Annotated in this window: 11 protein-coding genes and 1 pseudogene; 3 read left to right on the top strand and 9 right to left on the bottom strand. The window is 62.8% G+C overall.

Features of this window, described 5'->3' with window-relative positions; translation table 11 throughout:
• Window positions 1-21: 21 nt before the first annotated feature.
• The 5 genes from mscK to betI form a co-directional block, all read right to left on the bottom strand.
• Window positions 22-3,330 carry a mechanosensitive channel MscK gene (gene mscK / locus QME24_RS07405; protein WP_054906261.1) on the bottom strand — a complete coding sequence of 1,103 codons (3,309 nt, stop codon included), beginning with the start codon at window positions 3,328-3,330 and terminating at the stop codon, window positions 22-24.
• A gap of 35 nt (window positions 3,331-3,365) precedes the next feature.
• Complete coding sequence (locus QME24_RS07400) at window positions 3,366-5,108, bottom strand: potassium/proton antiporter (protein ID WP_047149596.1); 1,743 nt, start codon at window positions 5,106-5,108, stop codon at window positions 3,366-3,368.
• Between the two features lie 155 nt (window positions 5,109-5,263).
• Window positions 5,264-6,955 carry a choline dehydrogenase gene (gene betA, locus QME24_RS07395; protein ID WP_280091496.1) on the bottom strand — a complete coding sequence of 564 codons (1,692 nt, stop codon included), beginning with the start codon at window positions 6,953-6,955 and terminating at the stop codon, window positions 5,264-5,266.
• 157 nt (window positions 6,956-7,112) lie between these two features.
• Entirely contained in the window at window positions 7,113-8,585 is a 1,473-nt protein-coding gene (betB, locus tag QME24_RS07390) for a betaine-aldehyde dehydrogenase (protein ID WP_009684988.1), read from the bottom strand.
• Window positions 8,586-8,623: 38 nt separating this feature from the next.
• Window positions 8,624-9,280, bottom strand: coding sequence for a transcriptional regulator BetI (gene betI, locus QME24_RS07385; RefSeq protein WP_009684989.1), 657 nt, complete (start codon window positions 9,278-9,280; stop codon window positions 8,624-8,626).
• Window positions 9,281-9,813: 533 nt separating this feature from the next.
• On the opposite strand from betI, the pseudogene QME24_RS07380 reads away from it, so the two are divergent.
• Both QME24_RS07380 and QME24_RS07375 read left to right on the top strand, forming a co-directional pair.
• Window positions 9,814-11,760 (top strand): annotated as a pseudogene (locus QME24_RS07380) (BCCT family transporter).
• 120 nt (window positions 11,761-11,880) lie between these two features.
• Entirely contained in the window at window positions 11,881-16,536 is a 4,656-nt protein-coding gene (locus QME24_RS07375; RefSeq protein ID WP_280091497.1) for a DUF6543 domain-containing protein, read from the top strand.
• A 34-nt stretch (window positions 16,537-16,570) separates the two neighbouring features.
• On the opposite strand, the gene QME24_RS07370 is transcribed toward QME24_RS07375, so the two are convergent.
• The 4 genes from QME24_RS07370 to gpmM all read right to left on the bottom strand — a co-directional run bounded on the left by QME24_RS07370 (window position 16,571) and on the right by gpmM (window position 21,736).
• Window positions 16,571-17,338: a divergent polysaccharide deacetylase family protein gene (locus QME24_RS07370; protein WP_054905878.1), complete on the bottom strand. Its 768-nt coding sequence runs from the start codon at window positions 17,336-17,338 to the stop codon at window positions 16,571-16,573.
• A gap of 8 nt (window positions 17,339-17,346) precedes the next feature.
• Window positions 17,347-18,663: a S41 family peptidase gene (locus QME24_RS07365; protein WP_009684994.1), complete on the bottom strand. Its 1,317-nt coding sequence runs from the start codon at window positions 18,661-18,663 to the stop codon at window positions 17,347-17,349.
• A gap of 78 nt (window positions 18,664-18,741) precedes the next feature.
• Window positions 18,742-20,055, bottom strand: a complete 1,314-nt coding sequence (locus QME24_RS07360; RefSeq protein ID WP_029886546.1) for a murein hydrolase activator EnvC — start codon at window positions 20,053-20,055, stop codon at window positions 18,742-18,744.
• A 145-nt stretch (window positions 20,056-20,200) separates the two neighbouring features.
• Window positions 20,201-21,736: a 2,3-bisphosphoglycerate-independent phosphoglycerate mutase gene (gene gpmM / locus QME24_RS07355; RefSeq protein ID WP_054905876.1), complete on the bottom strand. Its 1,536-nt coding sequence runs from the start codon at window positions 21,734-21,736 to the stop codon at window positions 20,201-20,203.
• A gap of 206 nt (window positions 21,737-21,942) precedes the next feature.
• Between gpmM and QME24_RS07350 the strand changes: the two genes are divergently transcribed.
• Entirely contained in the window at window positions 21,943-22,356 is a 414-nt protein-coding gene (locus QME24_RS07350; RefSeq protein ID WP_054905875.1) for a rhodanese-like domain-containing protein, read from the top strand.
• Window position 22,357 lies beyond the last annotated feature (1 nt).

Genomic DNA, 22,357 nt, shown 5'->3' with positions numbered 1-22,357 from the left:
TTCATGCCCTATGGCGTCCACTCACACAGGTTGGGTGCCATCGGGTTTGGGCTGCTCCATCGGTATCAGCTGCTGCTTGCCGCCGGCTGCGTCCATCAGGAACACCTCGACCTGGCGTACCGAGATCTTGATGTCGTGCGCCTTGAACTCGCGGCTGATGAAGCGGTTGAGTTCATCCAGCGTCGGGTTGCGGTCACCCAGGTCGCGCACGTGCATGCGCAGTTCGTGGTCCAGCGAGCTCTCGCCGAAGTTGAGGAAGTACACGATCGGTTCCGGGTCCTTGAGCACCCGTGGGTTTTCATGCGCGCCCTTGAGCAGCAGCTCGCGCACCAGGTCGAGGTCGGAGCCATAGTCGATGCCCAGCTTCAGCGTGACCCGGGTGACCGTGTCGGTCAGCGACCAGTTGATCAGTTGGCCGGTGATGAAGGTCTTGTTGGGGACGATGATGTCCTTGCGGTCGAAGTCGGTGATGGTGGTGGCGCGGATACGGATCTTGCTCACCGTGCCCGACAGGTTGCCGATGGTGATGGTGTCGCCGATGCGTACCGGGCGCTCGAACAGGATCATGATGCCGGAGATGAAGTTGGCGAAGATTTCCTGCATGCCGAAGCCCAGGCCCACCGACAGCGCCGCCACCAGCCATTGCAGCTTGTCCCAGCTGACCCCCAGGGTCGACAGGGTGCTGACGATACCCACGCCGACGATGGTGTACGACAACAGGGTGGTAGTGGCGTAGGCGCTGCCCTGGGCCAGGTTCAGGCGTGACAGCACCAGCACCTCCAGCAGGCCTGGCAGGTTGCCGGCCAGGGCGAAGGTAATGCCGACGATCACCAGTGCCCCCAACAGGTCGCCCAGGCTGATGGGCACCATGCTGGCAGCGGCGCCGGTGCCGCTGGTGTATTCGTACAGCACGAAGTTGTTGAGGTAGGCGAACACCGAGAGCAGGTCGGCCCATACCCAGTACAGGCCAGCGATGAAACCGCCCAGCAGGGCCAGGCGAATCAGGCGCAGCGATTGCTGGTTGACCTGCTCGATGTCCAGGGTCGGCTCTTCGACGACCACTTCGCCGTCCAGCCCTTCCTTGGCCGCCGCGCGCTTGCTCAGTGCCCGTTGGTAGGCCAGGCGGCGGGCCGCAACCGACAGGCCGCGCACGAAGGCGGCCTCGATCACCAGCCAGAACAGCAGCAGGTAGAGGGTGTAGATCAGCCGGTCGGTGAGTTTCAGGGCGGTGTAGTAGTAGCCGAAGCACACCGCGACGAACAGGGCGATAGGCAGCGCAGTGAACGCCACGCCGACCGCCTTGCGGAACAGCGAAGTGTCACGGTGCGCCGGGCTGCTGAGCAGCAGGCGGCTGAGCAGCCAGGCCATCAGCGCATAGCAGGCCAGCACCACGCCAATACCCAGTACATCGTCGGCCAGCGCCGACGGCTGGTGCTCGGCCACCGCCACTACCCCGACCAGGGCCAGCACCACGGTGCCCAGGCGGCGTACCCAGCCCCGCAGGAACTCGACCTGCGGTTTGTACCAGCGGAAATGCACTTCCGCCACGCCGCCGGGTGCAAGGATGCGGTAGGCGGTATAGAACACCAGCCACGCCTGGGCCAGTTGCCACAGGGCCGCGCCGAGGTTGGCGTTCTGCCCGCGGGCGTCGATTTGCAGGGCGTAGCTGCACAACGCCAGGACAAGGCTGACCGGCATCGCCAGCAGGATATTGATAAGAATCGCCTGTGGCGTATGCCACTGGCTGTCGCGGCGGAAATGGCCAATGTCCTGGTGCACCTTGCCCAGCCGTTGGTACAGGTACTTGCGCCGCCACAACAGAGCGCCGATCACCAGCAACAGCGGCAGGAACAGCAGCGGCCGGTGGCTGAGGCCGTCGGTCAGCTCGCTCAGGCTGGAGGCCCACGGCAGGTTGGCGACCTGGTCGGCCAGCCGTTGCGGCACGGTGCGCAGCCAGTCCCAGTCCAGGGGCTTGTTGCTGGGGATCCAGAACATCTGCTCGTCGAGGGTGGTGCGCAGGCTCTGGGCAGTGCCCAGCAATTGTTTCTGGTTGAGCTGCAGGGTGATCGATTCGTTGAGCAGCGCCGAAAGCTCGCGGTTCAGCCGCTCCAGCAGGTCGCTGCGGGTGATCGCCAGCTCCAGCAGGGCCTTGCGCAGCTGCGGGGTAACCTGTTCCTGCGGTTGGGCTGCCAGCAGCTTGTCGACATAGGTCACCGGGTTGCTCATCACCTCGCGCTGCTGGCTGACCTCGAATTGGTACAGGCGGGTGTCGGCGATCTGGTCGGCCAGGTCACGGTCGAGTTTCAGGTGTGGCAGGGTCTGTTTCTGTTTGTAGAGGATCTTGGACAGCAGCAGGCTGCCCTTGAGCACGTTGATCTGCTCGTCCAGCGCCTGGTCGGCCTGGGTCAGGCTGTCCAGTTGCTGCTTGGTGCGCAGGTTCTGCTGGGTCAGCTCATTGAGGCGGTCGGTGCTTTTGAGCAGGTAGTCGGACAGCTTCAGGTTAGCTGCGCTTTCGGTGGCCAGCAGGCTGCTGCCGCCCGCCTTCTGCGCCTCGATCGATTGCTGGGTGACCGTTTCCTGGGACTGGGCCAGGCGCTTGTCGTTGATCAGCGTCTGCAGGTCCTGGATTTCCTGCTCCAGACGCGCGGCACGCTCGATCAGCAGGTCATGGCGGGCGTTGCCAAGGTCCTGCAGCACGCTGTTGCCGGCCAGTTCCTGGCGGCGCAGCAGGGTCAGCGCGTTGAGCGAAGCCAGTTCTGCGTTCAGCTGGTTGCGCTGGTCGGCGTTGATCGACTTGCCACCGTCCTTGCCGGTCTTGAGGATGCTGTTGATCTGCTGGGCGCGGGTCTGGTTGCTGCTGATTTCGGCCTGGGCACGTTCGGGGCGGGTCTGCGAGTTGATGATCAGGCTGTTGGCGTCGGACAGCGACTTCTGCAGCTCGCCCTGCTGGGTGTTGCGCTCGCTGAGCATCTGTTCGAGCTGCTGCACGTTGAGGTTGGCATAGCGCTGGGCAACCGGCTGAACCTTGGTTTGCTTGAGCCGGGCCAGCTCTTTCTGGCTGTCGTCGGTTTCCTTGGGTGCGGCACTGAGTTGCTGCTTGAGGGCGGCCAGCTTCTTCTCGTTGTCGTCCTTGCTGGCCAGCAGGCTCAGGGTCTGTTCCAGCACCTGCTGCAAGGCCTTCTGGTCGGCCTCGGGCAGCTTGCGCTCGGCAATCTTGTCGAGGCTGTTCTGAATGCTGGCAGCCGTTGGCGGCTCTGCCGCGGTGGCCGCGAAGGAAAGGGACAGGCACAGCCCGAGCAGGGCTGGGCGAAGGTATGCGCGCAGGGACATAGGCAGACTACTTGTGGATCCGGCAGAAACGAAGTTTAGAGGAACAATCCTGGTCCGGGTCGCGTTCCTTCGGGGAATCTGACGCCCACTTTCTGGATCTTGTTCCCGACCATGGTCGCCACGGTCCAGATCGTGCCGTGCCATTCCACCTGGTCACCTACTACTGGAGCGCCTCCGACCTTCTGTCGGATGAACTGCGCCAGCGGCATTTTCGCGTCCAGGCCATCGAGTTTCAGGCCATACAGTGCGGCCACCGCACCCAGTTCGGCATCGCCTTCAAGAACGAAGTCGCCGAAGAAGCGCAGGTCCAGGCCACGCTGCGGCGCCTGGCTGAACAGTTTGCCCAGCGCCGGCAGGTTGTGTTCGTGGCCGATCACGCAGAGCATGTCGTCGACCTCCAGCACGGTGCTGCCAGAGGGGTGCAGCAACTGCTCGCCGCGGAACAGGGCGGCGATGCGTGTGCCTTCCGGCATCTTCAGCTCGCGCAGGGCGGCGCCGATGCACCACTTCTCCTTGCCCAGGCGGTAGACGAACATTTCCCACTCGCTGGTGATGTGCACCTCCAGCGCAGAGCGGGAGATGGGCGCCGGATCCGGTGGTACCGTCACCTTCAGCAGCTTGGCCATCCACGGCAGGCTGGTGCCTTGCACCAGCAGCGACACCAGCACGATGAAGAAAGCCAGGTTGAAGAACAGCTGGGCGTCCGGCAGGCCGGCCATCAGCGGGAACACCGCGAGAATGATCGGCACCGCGCCGCGCAGGCCAACCCACGAGATGAAGCCTTTTTCGCGGCCGTGGAAGGCCTTGAACGGCAGCAATGCCGCCACCACCGACAGAGGCCGCGCCACCAGGATCATCCACAACGCCAGGCCCAGTGCCGGCAGGGCAATGGGCAGCAGGTCGTGCGGTGTCACCAGCAGCCCCAGTACCAGGAACATGCCGATCTGCGCCAGCCAGGCCATGCCGTCGAGCATGTGCAGGATGCCATGGCGGCTGCGAATCGGCTTGTTGCCCAGCACCAGGCCGCACAGGTACACAGCCAGGAAGCCGCTGCCGTGCAGGGCGTTGGTCAGCGAGAACACCACCAGGCCACCGGCCACCACCAGAATGGGGTAGAGGCCACCGGCCAGGTTGATCCGGTTGACCATTTGCAGCATCAGCCAGCCGCCGCCCAGGCCCAGCAACCCGCCGATGCCGAACTCGCGCAGCAGGTGGGTGAGTAGGCTCCAGTGCAGGCCGGTCTGGCCGCTGGCAATCATGTCGATCAGCGTAACTGTCAGGAAGACCGCCATCGGGTCGTTGCTGCCCGACTCGATCTCCAGGGTGGCGGTAACCCGTTCGTTCAGGCCCTTGCCGCCCAGCAGCGAAAACACCGCTGCGGCGTCGGTGGAGCCGACGATGGCGCCGATCAGCAAGCCCTGGATCAGGCTCAGGTTGAACAGCCAGGCAGCAACAAGGCCGGTCAGGGCGGTGGTGATCATGACCCCGACCGTGGCCAGCGACAGTGCCGGCCATAGCGCTACGCGAAAGCTCGCCACCCGTGTGCGCAGGCCGCCGTCGAGCAGGATCACCGCCAGGGCGAGGTTGCCCACCAGGTAGGCGGTCGGGTAGTTGTTGAAGATGATGCCGCCACCATCGACACCGGCGACCATGCCCACGGCGAGAATGATGACCAGAATAGGGATGCCCAGGCGCGACGACAGCGAACTGACCAGAATACTCGCGCCCACCAGTAATGCGCCGATCAGGAACAGGCTGTTGATGGTGCTGGCATCCAAAGGCAGGTACTCCGGGATAACGCTGGAAAGGGGAATGACTGGCAAGTCGCGTGCCAATCGATTCTAACCTGATGAATTGGCAGCATGTAAAGCGTTTCTGCAGATGTGCAAAAGGCACCGCGGTGGGTGCCTTTTGTCATGCTGCCGGTGCAGGCTTACGCCTGCTTCACTTCACGCATCGGCTTGCCTTTGACCGGGGCATCACCAGCCACGTAGTACTTGGCGGTGCTGCGTGGCAACGGCTTGCGACCACGGATCTTGTCCGAGATTTTCTCGGCAATCATGATCGTGGTGGCGTTGAGGTTGCCGGTGATGATCAACGGCATGATCGAGGCATCCACTACGCGCAGGCCCTGCATGCCGTGCACACGGCCTTCGCCATCGACCACCGCCATGTCGTCGGTGCCCATCTTGCACGAGCAGGACGGGTGGAAGGCGGTTTCGGCGTGCTCGCGGATGAACTTGTCCAGCTCTTCATCGGTTTGCACATGCGCGCCGGGGCTGATTTCGCGGCCGCGGTACGGGTCCAGTGCCGGCTGGGCCATGATTTCGCGGGTCAGGCGGATGCCGTCACGGAATTCCTGCCAGTCCTGCTCGGAGGACATGTAGTTGAACAGGATGCTCGGGTGCTGGCGCGGGTCTTTCGACTTGGTCTGGATGCGGCCGCGGGACGGGGAGCGCATCGAACCCATGTGCGCCTGGAAGCCATGCTCCTTCACGCCATTGGAACCGTTGTAATTGATCGCCACCGGCAGGAAGTGGTACTGGATGTTCGGCCACTTGAATTCAGGGCGGCTGCGAATGAAACCGCCAGCCTCGAACTGGTTGCTGGCGCCGATGCCGGTGCCGTTGAACAGCCACTCGGCACCAATGGCCGGCTGGTTCCACCACAGCAGCGACGGGTACAGCGACACCGGCTGGGTGCAGGCGTACTGCAGGTAAAGCTCCAGGTGGTCCTGCAGGTTTTCACCCACGCCCGGCAGGTCGTGCACCACCGGAATGTCGAGGCTTTCCAGCAGGGCACGCGGGCCAACACCGGAGCGCTGCAGCAGCTGCGGCGAAGCGATGGCGCCGGAGCTGACGATCACTTCCTTGCGGGCACGGGCTTCTACGCGTTCTTCGCTGTCGCCCACCAGGTAGGTGACGCCAACCGCGCGCTTGCCTTCGAACAGCACACGGTCGCTGAGGGCGTGGGTCACGATGGTCAGGTTCGGGCGTTTCTTGGCCTGGTCCAGGTAGCCACGGGCGGTGCTGGAGCGGCGGCCGTTCTTGGTCACCGAACGGTCCATCGGGCCAAAGCCTTCCTGCTGGTAGCCGTTGAGGTCTTCGGTACGCGGGTAACCGGCCTGTACACCGGCTTCGACCATTGCGTTGAACAGCGGGTTGTTGCCTGCTTTGGGCGTGGCGACGCTGAGCGGGCCGTCACCGCCGTGGTAGTCGTTGGGGCCGATGTCGCGGGTTTCGGCCTTGCGGAAGTACGGCAGGCAGTCGAGGTAGGTCCAGTCTTCCAGGCCTGGCAGTTCTGCCCAACCGTCGAAGTCCATGGCGTTGCCGCGGATGTAGCACATGCCGTTGATCAGCGACGAACCACCCAGGCCCTTGCCGCGGCCACACTCCATGCGGCGGCCGTCCATGAACGGCTCCGGGTCGGTCTCGTAGGCCCAGTTGTAGCGGCGGCCTTGCAGCGGGAAGGCCAGGGCTGCTGGCATCTGGGTGCGGAAGTCGAAGCGGTAGTCGGGGCCGCCGGCTTCCAGCAGCAGTACGGTGACGCCGGCATCTTCGGTCAGGCGGGTGGCCAGTGTGTTACCGGCGGAGCCGGCACCGACGATGATGTAATCGTATTCCATGGCATTTCTCCGAAATGCAGCGGCAAGCTTCTAGCTACAAGCTGCAAGAAAAAGCAGCTGGGCGACGCTTGCGAATGGATGGTATCTGCAAGGGCCGGCGGTCTGACGCCGACCGGCTCTTTCTTGCAGCTTGAAGCTTGCGGCTTGCAACTGTCGGTCAGAAGACCGAGTTGTAGCCGCCCAGTTCGACCTGAACCGACTTGATACGGGTGTATTGGGCCAGCGAGCTGACGCCGTTTTCACGGCCTACGCCCGACTGCTTGTAGCCACCGACCGGCATCTCGGCCGGCGATTCACCCCAGGCGTTGATCCAGCAGATACCGGCTTCGAGCTTGTGGATGATGCGGTGGGCGCGGGTGATGTCGTTGGTGCAGACACCGGCGGCCAGGCCGTAGTCGGTGTCGTTGGCGCGGCGGATCACTTCTTCCTCGGTTTCATAGGTGAGGATGCTCATCACCGGGCCGAAGATCTCTTCCTTGACGATGGTCATGTCGTCGCTGCAGTCGGTGAACACGGTCGGGGCCACGAAGGCGCCTTTGGCGAACTCACCGGTGGTCAGACGCTCGCCGCCGCACAGCAGGCGGGCACCTTCCTCTTTGCCCTTGGCGATGTAGCCCAGCACGCTTTCCATGTGCTGGAAGCTGACCAGCGGGCCGAAGTTGGTGTTTTCGTCTTCCGGGTTGCCGACGCGGATGCGCGCAACGCGCTCGGCGATCTTGGCTTCGAAGGCAGCTTTCATTTCAGCCGGGATGAACACGCGGGTACCGTTGGTGCATACCTGGCCCGAGCTGTAGAAGTTGGCCATCATGGCGATGTCGGCGGCCTTGTCCAGGTCGGCATCGGCGCAGATGATCAGCGGCGACTTGCCGCCCAGTTCCATGGTGACTTCCTTGAGCGACGAGCTCGAGGCGCTGGCCATGACCTTCTTGCCGGTGGTGGTGCCGCCGGTGAAGGAGACCTTTTCGATGCGGGGGTGCTCGGTCAGCCAGGTACCGACTTCACGGCCGCTGCCGGTCAGCACGTTGAACACGCCATTGGGCAGGCCGGCTTCGGTGTAGATCTCGGCCAGTTTGAGGGTGGTCAGCGACGTGACTTCCGATGGCTTGAAGATCATCGCGTTGCCAGCGGCCAGGGCCGGGGCGGATTTCCACAGGGCGATCTGGATCGGGTAGTTCCAGGCACCGATACCTACGGTCACGCCCAGCGGCTCGCGGCGGGTGTAGACGAAGGACGACTCACGCAGCGGGATCTGCTCGCCCTCGATGGCCGGCACCAGGCCTGCGTAGTACTCCAGCACATCGGCGCCGGTGACGATGTCGACATAGCGGGTTTCCGAGTACGACTTGCCGGTGTCCAGGGTTTCCAGCATGGCCAGCTCGTCGTTGCGCTCACGCAGGATGTCGACGGCGCGGCGCAGGATGCGCGAGCGCTGCATGGCGGTCATCGCAGCCCAGACTTTCTGGCCACGCTCGGCGCTTTCGACGGCTTTCTCGACGTCAGCCTCGGTCGCACGCTGCACGTGGGCAAGGACTTCGCCGGTAGCCGGGTTGATGGCTTCGAAAGTGGCATCGCTGCCAGCGTCGACGTAAGCGCCATCGATGTAGAGTTTTTGCGTTCCGAAACGGGCCATAGTGTCCTCGCAAGTGCAGTGTGTGGTTTGGCTTTGCGTCACGCTCCTGCCGGGTGGGCAAGGGCCGTGCGCGCTTGTTCAGCAGCCGGGTCGTTGGTGCCCAGGGTGTGCTGCTTAGCCAGTTGTAGATCCATGTATTCGTAAGCAATCCGTACTGCCTGGCCAGTGTCGAATGCATCACCCGACAAGGCACCGCGCAGCCACAGACCGTCGATCAGGGCTGCCAGGCCACGGGCGGCCTTGCGCGCATGGTAAAGCGGCAAGGCACGGCGAAACTGGCAACACAGGTTAGAGTACAAACGGTGGTCGTTGATCCGTTGCAACCTGTGCAAATCGGGCTGGTGCATGCTGGAAGCCCAAAAGGCCAACCAGGTTTTCATCGCCGGGCCGTTCACCTGGCTGGCATCGAAGTTGCCCTCGATGATCACTTTCAGGTGAGCGCGCGGGCTGTCGTCCGTCAGGGCCTGGCGACGTGCTCGAACGCCTTCGTTGAGCATATTCATGATGTAACCCATCGTCGCTGCTATCAGGCCGTTCTTGTCCCGAAAGTAGTGACTGATGATGCCGTTCGACACCCCGGCCAAACGGGCAATCAGCGCAATGCTGGCGTCCCCCAGGCCGACCTGGTCGACAGCCTGCAACGTGGCTTCGATCAACTGCTGGCGGCGGATGGGTTGCATACCGACCTTGGGCATCTTGCTATCTCCTCAGGCCTGCGAGCAGGCGACAGGCGGCTGACTCGGCGAAGACCAGTCTATTTTGTTTTGATTGAACGTTCAATCAATAAAGAATAAGCTCTGCGACAATTTGTGCCATTGACAGTCTTTCAGGTCGTCGAGCAGGCACGAATTGACACCCCAGGAAATCGCGTAACCCCCGTAATACAAGGCGTTGACGGGCATCAGCGATGCGAAATGCAGATTCTGCCACGTGGCCCCGGCCCTGCGGCGGGCCCTTGGAGCGGGCGGGGTGATCTGTGACAAATGCGCGCACCCAGCGGGTAAAGCGTGGCATTTGCAGCAGACCACCTGTCTGTTTTTTGCAACGTATCGATTCGGGATCACGGTTTCCAGGGTGCTTTTATAACACCTGATGCAGTGGGGATATTCCACCAATTGCTCGGGAAAGAATGATTAGCCTCCACAGCCGCACTGCCCGGAGCATTCGTGCAATGAGTTCTGCCTCACTTACCAAGCCCCCCGCCGAGAGGGTACGGGTCAACCGCGTGGTGTTCTTCACCTCGGCGCTGATGATCCTTGTTCTGACTGCCTTGCTGATCGCTGTACCCGAAACTGCCGGCCAGGTGCTGGGCGTGGCCCAGAAGTGGCTGACGCGCACCTTTGGCTGGTACTACATGCTGGTGATCTGCGGTTACCTGCTGTTCGTCGTCTACCTGGCCTTCTCCGATTACGGCAGCCTCAAGCTCGGCGGCAAGGACGACCAGCCCGACTTCAGCTATGGCGCCTGGGCCGGCATGCTGTTCTCCTCGGGCATCGGTATTTCGCTGCTGTATTTTGGCGCCTCCGAGCCCCTGGACCACTACTTCAACCCACCGGAGGGCACCCCGGCAAGCCTCGAAGCTGCGCGCCAGGGCCTGCAGCTGACCTTCCTGCACTGGGGCCTGCATGGCTGGGCGATCTATGCGCTGGTCGGCCTGGCCGTGGGCTACTTTGCCTACCGGCATAACCAGCCGCTGGCGCTGCGCTCGGCGTTGTACCCCCTGGTCGGCGAACGTTGGGTCAAGGGTGCCGCCGGCAATGCCGTGGACATCTTCGGCATGTTCGTCACCCTGTTGGGCCTGGTCACCAACCTGGGCATCGGTGCCATGCAGGTGTCGTCCGGGCTGGAGTACCTGTTCGGCATGGACCACAGCAAGACCAACCTGCTGGTGGTGATCCTGGTGATGGCTGGCGTGGCTACCGTGGCGGCGGTTTCGGGTGTGGAAAACGGCATTCGCCGCCTGTCCAACCTGAACATCATGCTGTTCAGCGGCTTGCTGATCTTCGTCCTGCTGGGCGGCGAAACCCTGCACCTGCTGAACGGCTTCGTGCAGAACGTAGGCGATTACCTCAACGGTATCGTGCTGAAAACCTTCGACCTGTACGTGTATGAGGGCGAGGCTGGCTAGTCCGAACGCTGGTTGGGCCTGTGGACCGTGTTCTACTGGGCCTGGTGGATCTCCTGGGGCCCGTTCGTAGGCATGTTCATCGCCCGTATTTCCAAAGGCCGCACCGTGCGCCAGCTGGTCATGGGTGTGCTGCTGATCCCGCTGGGCTTCACCTTGGCCTGGTTGTCGATTTTCGGTAACACGGCGCTGGACCTGGTGATCAACCAGGGCGCGGTCGAGCTGGGCAAGACTGCGCTGGAACAACCCTCGATGTCGATCTACCAACTGCTGGAATACTTCCCGGCAGCCAAGCTCGTGATCGGGGTGGCGGTGTTCGTTGGCTTCGTGCTGTTCCTGACCCCGGCCGATTCCGGTGCGGTGATGATGGCCAACCTGTCCTGCAAAGGCGGCAAGGTCGACGAGGATGCCCCGCACTGGATGGTGGTGTTCTGGTCGGTGGTGATCACCCTGGTGACCATCGGTTTGCTGTTCGCCGGTAATTTCGAGGCCATGCAAACCATGGTCGTGCTGGCGGGCTTGCCATTCTCGGTGGTGCTGGTGCTGTTCATGTTCGGCCTGTACAAGGCCATGAAACAGGACGTGGCGGTAGAGCAGGAGCGCGCCGAACTGGCTGCCCGTGGCCGACGTGGGTTCAGTGAGCGGCTGACCCAGCTGGAGCTGCAGCCGACCCAGGCCGTGGTGCAGCGCTTCATGGACAAGCAGGTCAGCCCGGCCCTGAAAGAGGCTGCTGCGCAGTTGCAGACCCTGGGCTTCGACGTGGAGTCCCGTGTCGGCCAGGCGCGCGACATGATGGGCCTGCGGGTGATGATGGAAGAAGGTAACCCGTTCGTCTACGAAGTGAGCCTGGACGGCTACCTGGCGGCACCCAGCGAGGCGCCGGTGGAAGGCGAGCCGGAAGTCCGTCAACGCTTCTACCGTGCCGAGGTGTACCTGCACGACGGCAGCCAGGAGTACGACCTGATGGGCTTTGCGCCCGAGCAGATCGTGCGTGACGTGCTGGACCAGTTCGAAAGCCATCGCCAGTTGCTGGGGCGAGTGTACAGCTGACGCTGCTGCAATGAAGAAAAGGCCTTGCCCACCGTGCAAGGCCTTTTTTTTGAGCAATATGTAGCGCGGGTATCGCACCTGAATACCGCAGCCTGCGTTTTTTCAGCGGAGGCACCCAGCATGACGAGTTACAAGATACCCCCCTTCGATTTCCGCCAGGCCGTGGCCGGGCAGTTCGACGGCCGGCCGACCCTGCGCCAGGTCGCCAGTGCGCAGCTACTGCGCGTGCTGCTGCCGCACCTGCCATGGTTGGCCAACACCACGCCAGCCCTGACAAATGCTGACCCACTGATGCTGGACAGCCCAGACCCCGCTACTGCGTATTGGACCACCACACCTTTTGTGGACCGGGTTCTGGAAGCCTTGCTCGACCCCCAGGCGTTGAGCCTGGCGCCACTGGCGGATGGGCGCCATTACAACCTCGGGCTCACCGGCAGCCATCGTTTTGCCGGCTCGTCGAGCGAGTTCGACACCCGGCAGTTGCCTGACTTGTCAGCTGCCCTGAGCCAGCTGGTTGAGGACTTGCCACGACACTTCTGCGAGGCCCAGCTCGAGTTCTGGCGAGGCAAGGGCAGCGCCGGGGTGAGTCGCGACGAATGGTTGCAGTTGCTGCTCAAGCTCGCGCTACTGCGCAGCTTGCCCTGGCAGGGACTGGACCCGCAGGAGCAGGCCTGTATCCGCGGCCTGCTGCACGGCGGTGATGAGCAGCCCGCGGTGTACTTCGTGCAGACCCGGCTGACCAGTGCCTCCATGCAATACGATCAACTGCAATGCCAGATGCTGATTGCCGCCGAGTGGGATGAGCGTGAGGTCATCCTGTGGTGCGCACCTTCGGGGATAGTACGCAGTTTCAAGTCGTTGCACGCGTTTGGCCTGGCCTTGCGTGACGAACTGGCGCAACGCTACGCCTTCGAACGGATGAGTTGGCAACGCTATCCCGCCACTGGCAATGTGTTTGCCCAGCAGGTCTCGCTGCTGCTCGATACGGTGCTCGCCAGGGTCGAGCTTGCGCGTTATGCCGATATCCAGGATGTTCCGGCCCTTGAGCAGCGTTTTGACCAGCTTGGCGACCCTTCTTCGTGGTTCGTGGGGTACCCGGATGAAACCCCGGCAGTGCAACCTCCCCCTGGGTTGATGGCCAGTGCGCAGGACAGTTTTGCCTGCAGCGCTGCCTTGCTGCAGCTCGCGCTTTACCAGCTCGACTCGGGTGGGGTCTCAGCACTGGATGGCGTTCAGTCGCTGACCGATTACGCCCGTCAACGGCTGACCACGCAGATCCGCGAGGATCACGGGGCAGACAACTCGCCGGACGATCTTGTATTCGACCTTTACCTGGCCCGTGGGATCCCTGGTGGGGCGGGCACAGGCACCGGCGGCGGCGAGCCATTGGCCTTCGCCGGGAGCAAGACGCTCACCGAATTTGCCATTGGCAACCTCGCGTCGCTCAAGGGGGCGGCAATCGAGCGTATTTACCTGCGTGGCGGGGGTGAGGCACCGGCATGGCTCGATGCCGACGCCGCCAGAGCCCTCGTGACCAAAGTGGATATCGGTAGCCATTATCCTGCCTATGTCGCGGCGCAACTGGACGATCCGGCCAAGCGCGCGGACCGGGTCACGCGCCTGGGGCGGGAATGGCGTGCAGCACTGCTGGCCGCTGCACTCACTGCCAAGATGGACGGCAAGATCAAAGAGCCAGGCCTGCAATGCGTGGTCGACTATTGTGCGGGGCACGTCGACCCCGAGGCGCCGCGCATGATCCTGTTTCCGCTGGCGTTCAGGCGTAGCGCAGCGTCCAGGGTCACGGACCCGGTACGCTGCATGTACATCCTGTTCTGCGCTGAACCCTCGCTGGTGTTGCTGTACCGGCCCTTGTTCGCCAAAGACACGCTGCGTGAATATGCCAGCCTCTCGGCTTTGCTCGAACACGTGCGTGAATCGGAGATTTTGCAGGAGAGTATTCTCGACTGGATGCAGCCCAGCGTCAGGCCTGTCTACGACCATGGTGGTTTCCGCGAACCGCACATCAGCGTCATCGGCATCGACCCCTATGCGCTGCCTGAGCGTCCGGAACCTGCCAGGCTGGCGATCGAATTCTGGCGTAGCAACATTGACGAGAAACTTTATACAGCCAATCGGGACCTGCTGCTGACGCTCGCTGATGAACAGTCTGTGTCCAACGCCGAGAGCCGCTGGCAGACCTTGTGCGAGGGGGCATGGCTGTTGTTCGATGTCGTGACCTTGGCGCTTCGGGGGCCTGTGGCCTCGGTGGCCTGGTTGGTGCAATTGCTCAACGCGTTGCAGCAAGACATGGAGGCCTTGGAGCGTGGCAATGAGTTTGATCGGTCGGCGGCAACGGTTGACCTGATATTGAACCTGGGCATGGTGTTGCTGCATGCCAGGCAACCCGCCAAAGCCTTTCCCGCCTATGCATTGCCCGGTGCGGCGGAGGTCGAGGGGCCTGAGGCGCAGCGCGGCGCATTTGCCGAAATTGCAATCGCGCCTATCGAGGAAACGCCTGCGCCTGGCCACGCGCTGCCGAGCCGCTGGCTCGATTTTTCATGGCGAGGTCAGAGTGGCTTCAATTGGTTGCCGCGCGAACAGCGCGAAGCACTCAGGGCCATGCGTGCACCGGTCTCGCTTGCGGGCGTGCAGCCCTTGAACCAAGGTACGGCGACGGGCTTGTACCTGATCGACGGCGATCATTATGTAGCCCTGGCCAGTGATACCTACCGCGTGGAGCGGTTGCCAGAGGGTGTACGGGTGGTCGATGGTGGCGGAGCCGCGGGGCCCTGGCTGCGTTTCGTCGACTGCGCGTGGCGTGTGGACACGGCGCTTGGTCTGCGGGGTGGCATGGGGCCAAAATTTACTCAAGAGAGGCTGGGTGCTCGGTTTCGCGACTTGCACCAAAAGATAAGTCGCCTTGACAACCGCGCCCGGGAGGCCAGAGAGCAAGCCGGGCCTTTTGCCAGAGCTGCGCAGGAATTGCGCGAAAAACTGCTGAAACTCAGGGAACTTCGGGCCAACGCATCCGAAAGGCTGGCCGCGTTGCCCGCCGAAGACGAGGCGGGGAAGTCGCAGTTGCGCACAACGCTCGCGCTTTACGATGAGCGCAAGATTACGTTCGAGCAGGACCACTTCACACAGATCAACCTGATGCTGAAGGAGCTGGAAGCTGCGGTCGGCGCCGATATTGAAATACTGGCGCTGCACGCGACCATGCGAGAAGACAAATTTGCCCGTGAGCGGGAAAAGGGGGGCTGGGACGGGGTGCTTGCCGAGCACGATAAAGTTGTTCGCAACAGCGCTATCAACGATGCCGAGATTATTTTCACCGAGCTCTGGAGCCTTGCGAATTACCCCGAACTTGTGGAGATGCAAAACGCGCTGGATGGGCGGCCAGTCCGTGAATTCGCGGATTTGTATGAGAAGTTGCGCGTCAAACAGCAAGTCGTGATCGACGTGCAGGATCGCATGTTGGTCGGGAGTGAGCAGCTGGATCAATTGTTGACCGAAACGCCGGAAGATTTCGAGGTACAGGATTGGGGGGGCAACGCCAAACGCACCGTCGCAGACATAATTGCCAAGCGCCGCGTCAGTACAGTTCAACTGCGTTTACACCAGGTGGTGAATCTGGCCGAGCTGGCGCTGCACCTGGAAAGCGACCGGCCAGACGTACTTGCAGGCTACAAAGCTGCCCTGGCCAGCTCAAGCCTGCGCAACGCGGCCGAAGCCCACGGCGAGTTGGCCTTCTCCAACCTGCCGGCGCAGGACAGGATCGTCATCCTCCACGAAGCCTGGGACGAATACAGTGCTGCACTGGTCAACAGCGATCGCGTTTGCCGAGAGGGTGGGGCGTTGATCGAACCGGCCATGATCAAGCGCTATCGGGAGCACATCAGCAAGCTCAAGCTCGATGTGAACGTACGTCTGGGCATAGCGTATGATGAGCAGGATCACCCCCTTCTACCGACCGGGCGTAGGCCTTATCCGGCGTCCCGCGTGCCGCAGCGGTTGGTGCGTAACGGCCAGGGCCAACTGATGATCGGCAACGTTATCGAAGGGCAACCCTTGCTCGAGGTGCGTGAGAAGATAAGCGATAAGGTATTGGCCACCTTTGAACAAGTAGATGGCGAGTGGCGCGAGGTCCAGCAGCCATCGTTGTCCGACGAAGCCCCCCTAGCCGATCTCGCTAGTTGGGTGCAGTCTCTACTGAATAAGAGCAATGACCATCGAGCCTCAGCCAAGGCCTATGTCGAGATCGATATCAGCGGGTCGCTGGTGGCCAGGATATACGATCTTCAACTGAACAAACTGACCGAGGCAGTGAGCGTAGTGCGCGATGCCGGTGGCGACGATGCGCTGATCAGGACCTTGGAACAGGAAGTGGATGCGCTGCGTACAGAGAAGGAGGTGCAACTTACCACCCTGTACACCCGCACCCGCCGCCCCACTGCCGAAGCCCTGCGCTTTCTTCACGATTTGAAGGCGATCAAGGTCGTATACCTCAAGCGGCATGTCATGGCGGACGGTAGCGCTTTCGATGAGTACCTGGTCCAGCTCTTGTCAAACAACCGTAAACTCTGGGCTGTGCATTTCCATTTGCGGTCGCAGGCTGCCTACGCCCGGGATTTTACTTCGGGGCACCTGAAGGTGTGGGCCCAGCGTTACCTGAGCAGCCAGGTTGCCAGGGATACAGGGCAGCAGCTTTACCGCGGCAAGCTGACACTACAGCAAGCCACGGGGATCATTCCTTTCGATCGTCCAACAGCACAGTAGGTTCGGGGCGGCTTGCTTCTGGCCGAACCCAGGTTCATCGGTTGCTGTAGCGGCCGTGCCGGCCATGCGCCGGCATGGCCTGGTTGCTCCGCTCGGCAATCATCTGTGGCAGACCCAGCAGCGTGATGCCCTGGCTTTTCAGGCGGGGCAGTTCGCGGGCCAGCACCTCCAGCGTTTGCGGGTAAGGGTGGCCGATCAGCACTGCCGAGCCTTGCTTGTGCGCCAGGGCCACGCCTTGTTGCAACTGCCCGGCAATGGCTTCGGTGGTGCGCACGTCATCGAGAAACACATCCCGCGAGACATGCGCCAGGCCTTGCGCCTGTGCTTCTGCAGCCGCGACGGTGGCGGCACTGGTACGGCTGTCGACGAAGAACAGGTGGCGGCGCTGCAATTCGCCCATCAGCCAGGCCATGGGTTCGCGCTGGGCCGTCATGCGGCTGCCCATGTGGTTGTTGATGCCGGCCGCGTAAGGCACCTTGAGCAGCGCGCTGTCCAGGCGCCGGGCCAGCTCTTCGCCGGCGATGCCGGGGTGCCAGGCATAGGGCCCGGTGGCCGGGTCCATGGGCATGTGCAGGATCACCGTTTTGCCAGCCCTGTGCGCTTGGCGGGCGAAGTCGGTTGCATGCGGGGTGTCGGGCATGATGGCCATGGTCACCGGGCCGGGTAGGGCCAAGGTGCGGCTGTCCCGCTCGGGGCTCTGGCCAAGGTCGTCGATGATGATGCTCATGTAGGCTTTGCCGGCCGGCGCCGCTTGCGCGACCCCGGCCAACAGGCAGAACACCAGGCACAGCAGGTACCGCACGGGCTGGATCATTTGCCCGAGGTGATGTTGAGGCCTTTGAGCAGGCTCAGTGCCTGGCTCAGTTGGAAGTCGTCGTCCTGTGGGCGCTCCTTGCGCTTGCTGCTGCCGGTCGGGCGGTCGGCGCCGCCGTTACCGTTGCCCAGGTGGCCCTGCAGGTCGGCTTCCTTGAAGTTGTCGGTGTCGACCTCGGCAGTGAGCTTGGCCTGACGTACTTCGATGTCGGGGACGATACCCTGGGCCTGGATCGAACGGCCATTGGGGGTGAAGTACAGTGCGGTGGTCAGCTTCAGGGCGCGGTCATTGGCCAATGGCAGCACGGTTTGTACCGAGCCTTTGCCGAAACTGTCGGTGCCCATCAGCACGGCGCGCTTCTGGTCTTGCAGTGCGCCCGCCACAATTTCCGAAGCCGATGCGCTGCCGCCGTTGATCAGCACCACCAGTGGCACCCCTTCGCTGGCGTCGGCCGGGTCGGCCGAGAAGCGCAGCTCGGAATTGGCGATGCGGCCCTTGGTGTAGACGATCAGGCCCTTGGTGAGGAAGTGGTCGGCCACTTCCACGGCCGATTGCAGCACGCCACCCGGGTTGTTGCGCAGGTCGAGCACCACCCCGCGCAGTTTCTTGCCGTTGTCCTTGCGCAGCTTGGCCAGGGCTTTGCCCACCTCGTCGCCGGTCTTGACCTGGAACTGGGTGATGCGGATATAGCCGTAGTCGTTTTCCAGCAGCTGGCTCTTCACGCTCTTGACCTGGATCACCGCGCGGGCCAGGGTCACGTCGAAGGGGTTACCGCCGTCGCGGACCAGGGTCAGGGTGATTTTGTCGCCGACCTTGCCGCGCATCTTGTCCACCGCTTCGGTCATGGTCTGGCCGCGGGTCGGGGCGCCGTTGATCTTGACGATCAGGTCGCCGGCCTGGACGCCTGCACGCGAGGCCGGGGTGTCATCGATCGGCGAGACCACCTTGATGAAGCCGTCTTCCTGGCCCACTTCGATACCCAGCCCACCGAACTCGCCGCTGGTGCTTTCCTGCAGTTCCTGGAAGTCCTCGGGGCCCAGGTAGGCCGAGTGTGGGTCGAGGTTGCTGAGCATGCCCTTGATGGCATTCTCCAGCAGGGTCTTGTCGTCTACCGGCTCGACATAGGCCGCCTTGATGCGGTCCATGACTTCGGCGAAGGTGCGCAGCTCTTCCAGTGGCAGTGGCGCCTTGGCAGTGACCTCGGTGGCCGGCACAGCTGCCGCCTTGGCCGGCTCCGCGGCAGTGGCCAGGGGCGCGCCGACCGCCAGGGCGATGGACAGGGCCAACTGGGTGAGACGAGGCGAGTGCAGCATGTCGAACGGACTCCTGATCCTGTAAGCGCTCCCTGCGGAGCATCGGTGCAGCGTTTGGGCCGCGCCGTAGAAAGTTGACTAACCCCGGCACCACTGCGAAGGGTCGGTAGGCCGGCCCTGCTGGCGGATGGCGAAGTACAAGCCTGCCGCGTCCTGGCCACCGCTGTCGCCGACGGTGGATATGGCTTCACCGGCCTTGACGATGTCACCGGCACTTTTCAGCAGGCTCTGGTTATGGCCGTACAGGCTCAGGTAACCGTTGCCATGATCGAGAATGACCAGAAGCCCGGCGCCGCGCAACCAGTCGGCGAACACCACACGCCCGCCGTGCACGGCGCGCACTTGTGTGCCGGGGTTGGCGCTGATCATCACGCCGTCCCATTTGGCCCGGGCATCGTTGCCGCGTGCATCGCCGAAGCGTGCCAGCAATCGACCATTGACTGGCCAAGGAAGTTTGCCCCGTGCTGCAGAAAATGCACCGCCGTAGTTGGCGCCGTCGCTGGAAACCATCGGCCCGAGGGTGGTACGGGCCTTTTTCGGCGGCTCTGCCGGCGCTTCAGGCTCGCGCGCCTGGTTGCGCGCAGCGGCGGCCAGGGCCTCTTGCTGCCGGCGTTTTTCCGCTTCCTGCTGCGCCAGCAAGGCTTTCTTGCGTGCCTCTTCAGCCTCGCGGGCCTGGCGTGCCAGGGTTTCCTCGATGGTCTTGAGGACTTTGGCCAGGTCGGCCTGGTCCTGCTGACGGGCCTGGAGCTTCTGGTCGCGGTCTTTCATGTCGCTGTTGAGCTTGGCCAATACCTGCTGGCGCTTGCCGCGTTCGCTCTCCAGGGCCTGGCGGCGGCTGTCGAGGTCGGCACGCTGGGCCAGCAACTGCTGCTGCTGGGCAGACATTTGCTGCTCGACACTGGCCAGCTGGCGGAGGGTTTCGTTGAAGGTGCGCAGCTGCTCCAGGCGCGCCTTGCTCATGTAGTCGTAGTAGGTCAGGGTGCGGGCGAATTTCTCTGGGTTCTGCTGGTTGAGCAGCAGCTTGAGGTATTCCTCGCGACCGTTGTTCTGGTAGGCCGAGCGGGCCTGAATGGCGATCAGCCGTTGCTGTTCAACGCGGGCGGTCTGGAGTTTTTTTTTCTCGGTTTCAAGGCGCTCCAGCTCGCCCTCGGTCTTTTTTAGCGCTTGCTGCAGTGCCTCCACCTGCTTTTCGAGGTTGCCGATATCGGTCTCGGTGGCTTTCAGGTCCTTTTGCACACCGGCTTTTTCTTCCTGGAGCTTGCCCAGTGTTTTCTTGAGCTCGGCAATGTCCTGGCGGGTGGCGTCCAGTTGCTGCTGGGTCTGTGCGCGCTCATCGGCGAAGGCCGGGCTGAGCAGGCATGACAAGGCTAGGAGGATCAGGGCGCGAAGCATGGGGTTTGGCGTACCAAGGATGGAGACTGGCCTAGTATGCCCGCCTGGGCGGGCAAATTGAATCAGCTGCAAGCGTGAAGCTACAAGCGGCAAGAAAAAGCGCGCCACCTCTCGCTTGCAGCTTGCAGCTTGCAGCTTGCAGCCGTCAGGCGTCTACCAGAATCGAAGTGCCGGTCATTTCGGCAGGCTTTTCCAGCCCCAGCAGCTTCAACATGGTCGGCGCAACATCGGCCAGCACGCCGCCATCACGCACTTTCACGTTGCGCTTGCCGACATAGATGAACGGCACCGGCTCGGTGGTGTGTGCGGTGTGGGCCTGGCCGGTGGACTCGTCTTCCATCTGCTCGACGTTCCCGTGGTCGGCGGTGATCAGCGCTTCGCCACCGACCTTGTCCAGCGCCTCGACAATGCGGCCAACGCAGTTGTCCAGCGCTTCGACAGCCTTGACTGCCGCTTCGAACACGCCGGTGTGGCCGACCATGTCACCGTTGGCGTAGTTGACCACGATCACGTCGAAGCGCTGTTGCTCGATGGCTTCGACAATGCGGTCGGTCACTTGCGGTGCGCTCATTTCCGGCTGCAGGTCGTAGGTGGCGACCTTCGGCGATGGGATCAGGATGCGCTCTTCGCCTTCGAATGGCTCTTCGCGGCCACCGGAGAAGAAGAAGGTGACGTGGGCGTATTTTTCGGTTTCGGCGATACGCAGTTGGGTCTTGCCGTGCTTTGCCAGGTACTCGCCCAGTACATTGTTCAGGCTGGACGGGGCAAAGGCAGCGGGTGCCGGGATTTTCGCCGAATACTGGGTCAGGCCGATGTAGGCCGCCATTTTTGGCAGGCGTGCACGGGCGAATTCGGTGAAATCGGGCTCGACGAAGGCGCGCGACAACTCGCGAGCGCGGTCGGCGCGGAAGTTCATGAAGATCACGGCATCGCCGTCTTCGACCTTGACTGCTGCGCCAATGCGCGTGGCCTTGACGAACTCGTCGCTCTCGTCACGGGCGTAGGCCGCTTGCAGGCCTGCCACGGCGGTGTCAGCGGTGTATTCGGCGCTGCTGTCGACGATCAGGTTATAGGCGGCGCTGACGCGGTCCCAGCGGTTGTCGCGGTCCATGGCGTAGTAGCGGCCGATCAGGCTGGCGATGCGGCCCTTGCCCAGCTTGGCGAAGGTGGCGTCGAGCAGCTCGATGGACGACTGCGCGCTACGTGGCGGGGTGTCACGGCCATCGAGGAAGGCGTGCAGATAGATTTTTTCCGCGCCGCGCTGCGCGGCCAGTTCGGCCATGGCAACGATGTGGTCCTGGTGGCTGTGCACGCCACCATCGGACAGCAGGCCAAGGATGTGCACGGCCTTGCCGGCACCGGCAGCCTTGTCCACCGCACCGGTGAGCACCGGGTTTTGGAAGAACTCACCGTCGCGGATGGCCTTGGTCACCCGGGTGAAGTCCTGATAGACGACGCGGCCCGCGCCCAGGTTCATGTGACCGACTTCGGAGTTGCCCATCTGCCCGTCCGGCAGGCCGACATCCATGCCCGAGCCGGAAATGAGGCCATGCGGCTGGCTGGCGCGCAGGCGGTCGTAGACCGGCGTGTTAGCGGCGTAGATGGCGTTGTATTCAGGGCTTTCGCTGTGGCCGAAGCCATCCAGGATGATCAGGACCAGGGGTTTGGGCGTACTCGTCATCAATCAAACTCACGGTTGTTCAAAGATGATAAAGAAACGCATTTTAGGGCAAATACGCCACGTGCGGCGAATAATCGTCCCATCCCCCGACCGGCGCGCGCGCAATGGCACCATGAAACTGGTCTGATGGCCGGCCCGTCGGGCTTTGGTGGTACCAAGGGGCTGTGTATACTGGCCGGCATTTTCAATCGCCTGGAACACCGCTGATGGTTGCTCACCTGATTCAATTCGCGACAGATCACTACATCCTGGTTGCGATCTTCTTCATTCTGCTGGTCCTGCTGCTCATCAATGAAATCCGCCGTGGCGGGCAGAGCCTGAGCAACGGTCAGCTGACTGCCCTGGTCAATGCCGACAAGGCGCTGGTGATCGATATCCGCCCGGCCAAGGAGTATTCCGCCGGTCACATCGTGGGTGCGGTGAACATTCCGCAGGACAAGCTGGCCAACCGCATGGCCGAGCTGGACAAGCACAAAGAGAAGACCCTGATCGTCGTCGACGCGATGGGCCAGCAGTCCGGCAGCATTTGCCGCGATCTGCTCAAGGCCGGTTACAACGCCGCCAAGCTGAGCGGTGGCGTTTCCAGCTGGAAAGCCGATAACCTGCCCCTGGTGAAGTGAT

It is taken from the genome of Pseudomonas sp. PARCl1 (assembly GCF_947311875.1).
Lineage (GTDB): Bacteria > Pseudomonadota > Gammaproteobacteria > Pseudomonadales > Pseudomonadaceae > Aquipseudomonas > Aquipseudomonas juntendi.
This window is presented reverse-complemented; position numbering and strand designations above follow the sequence as displayed.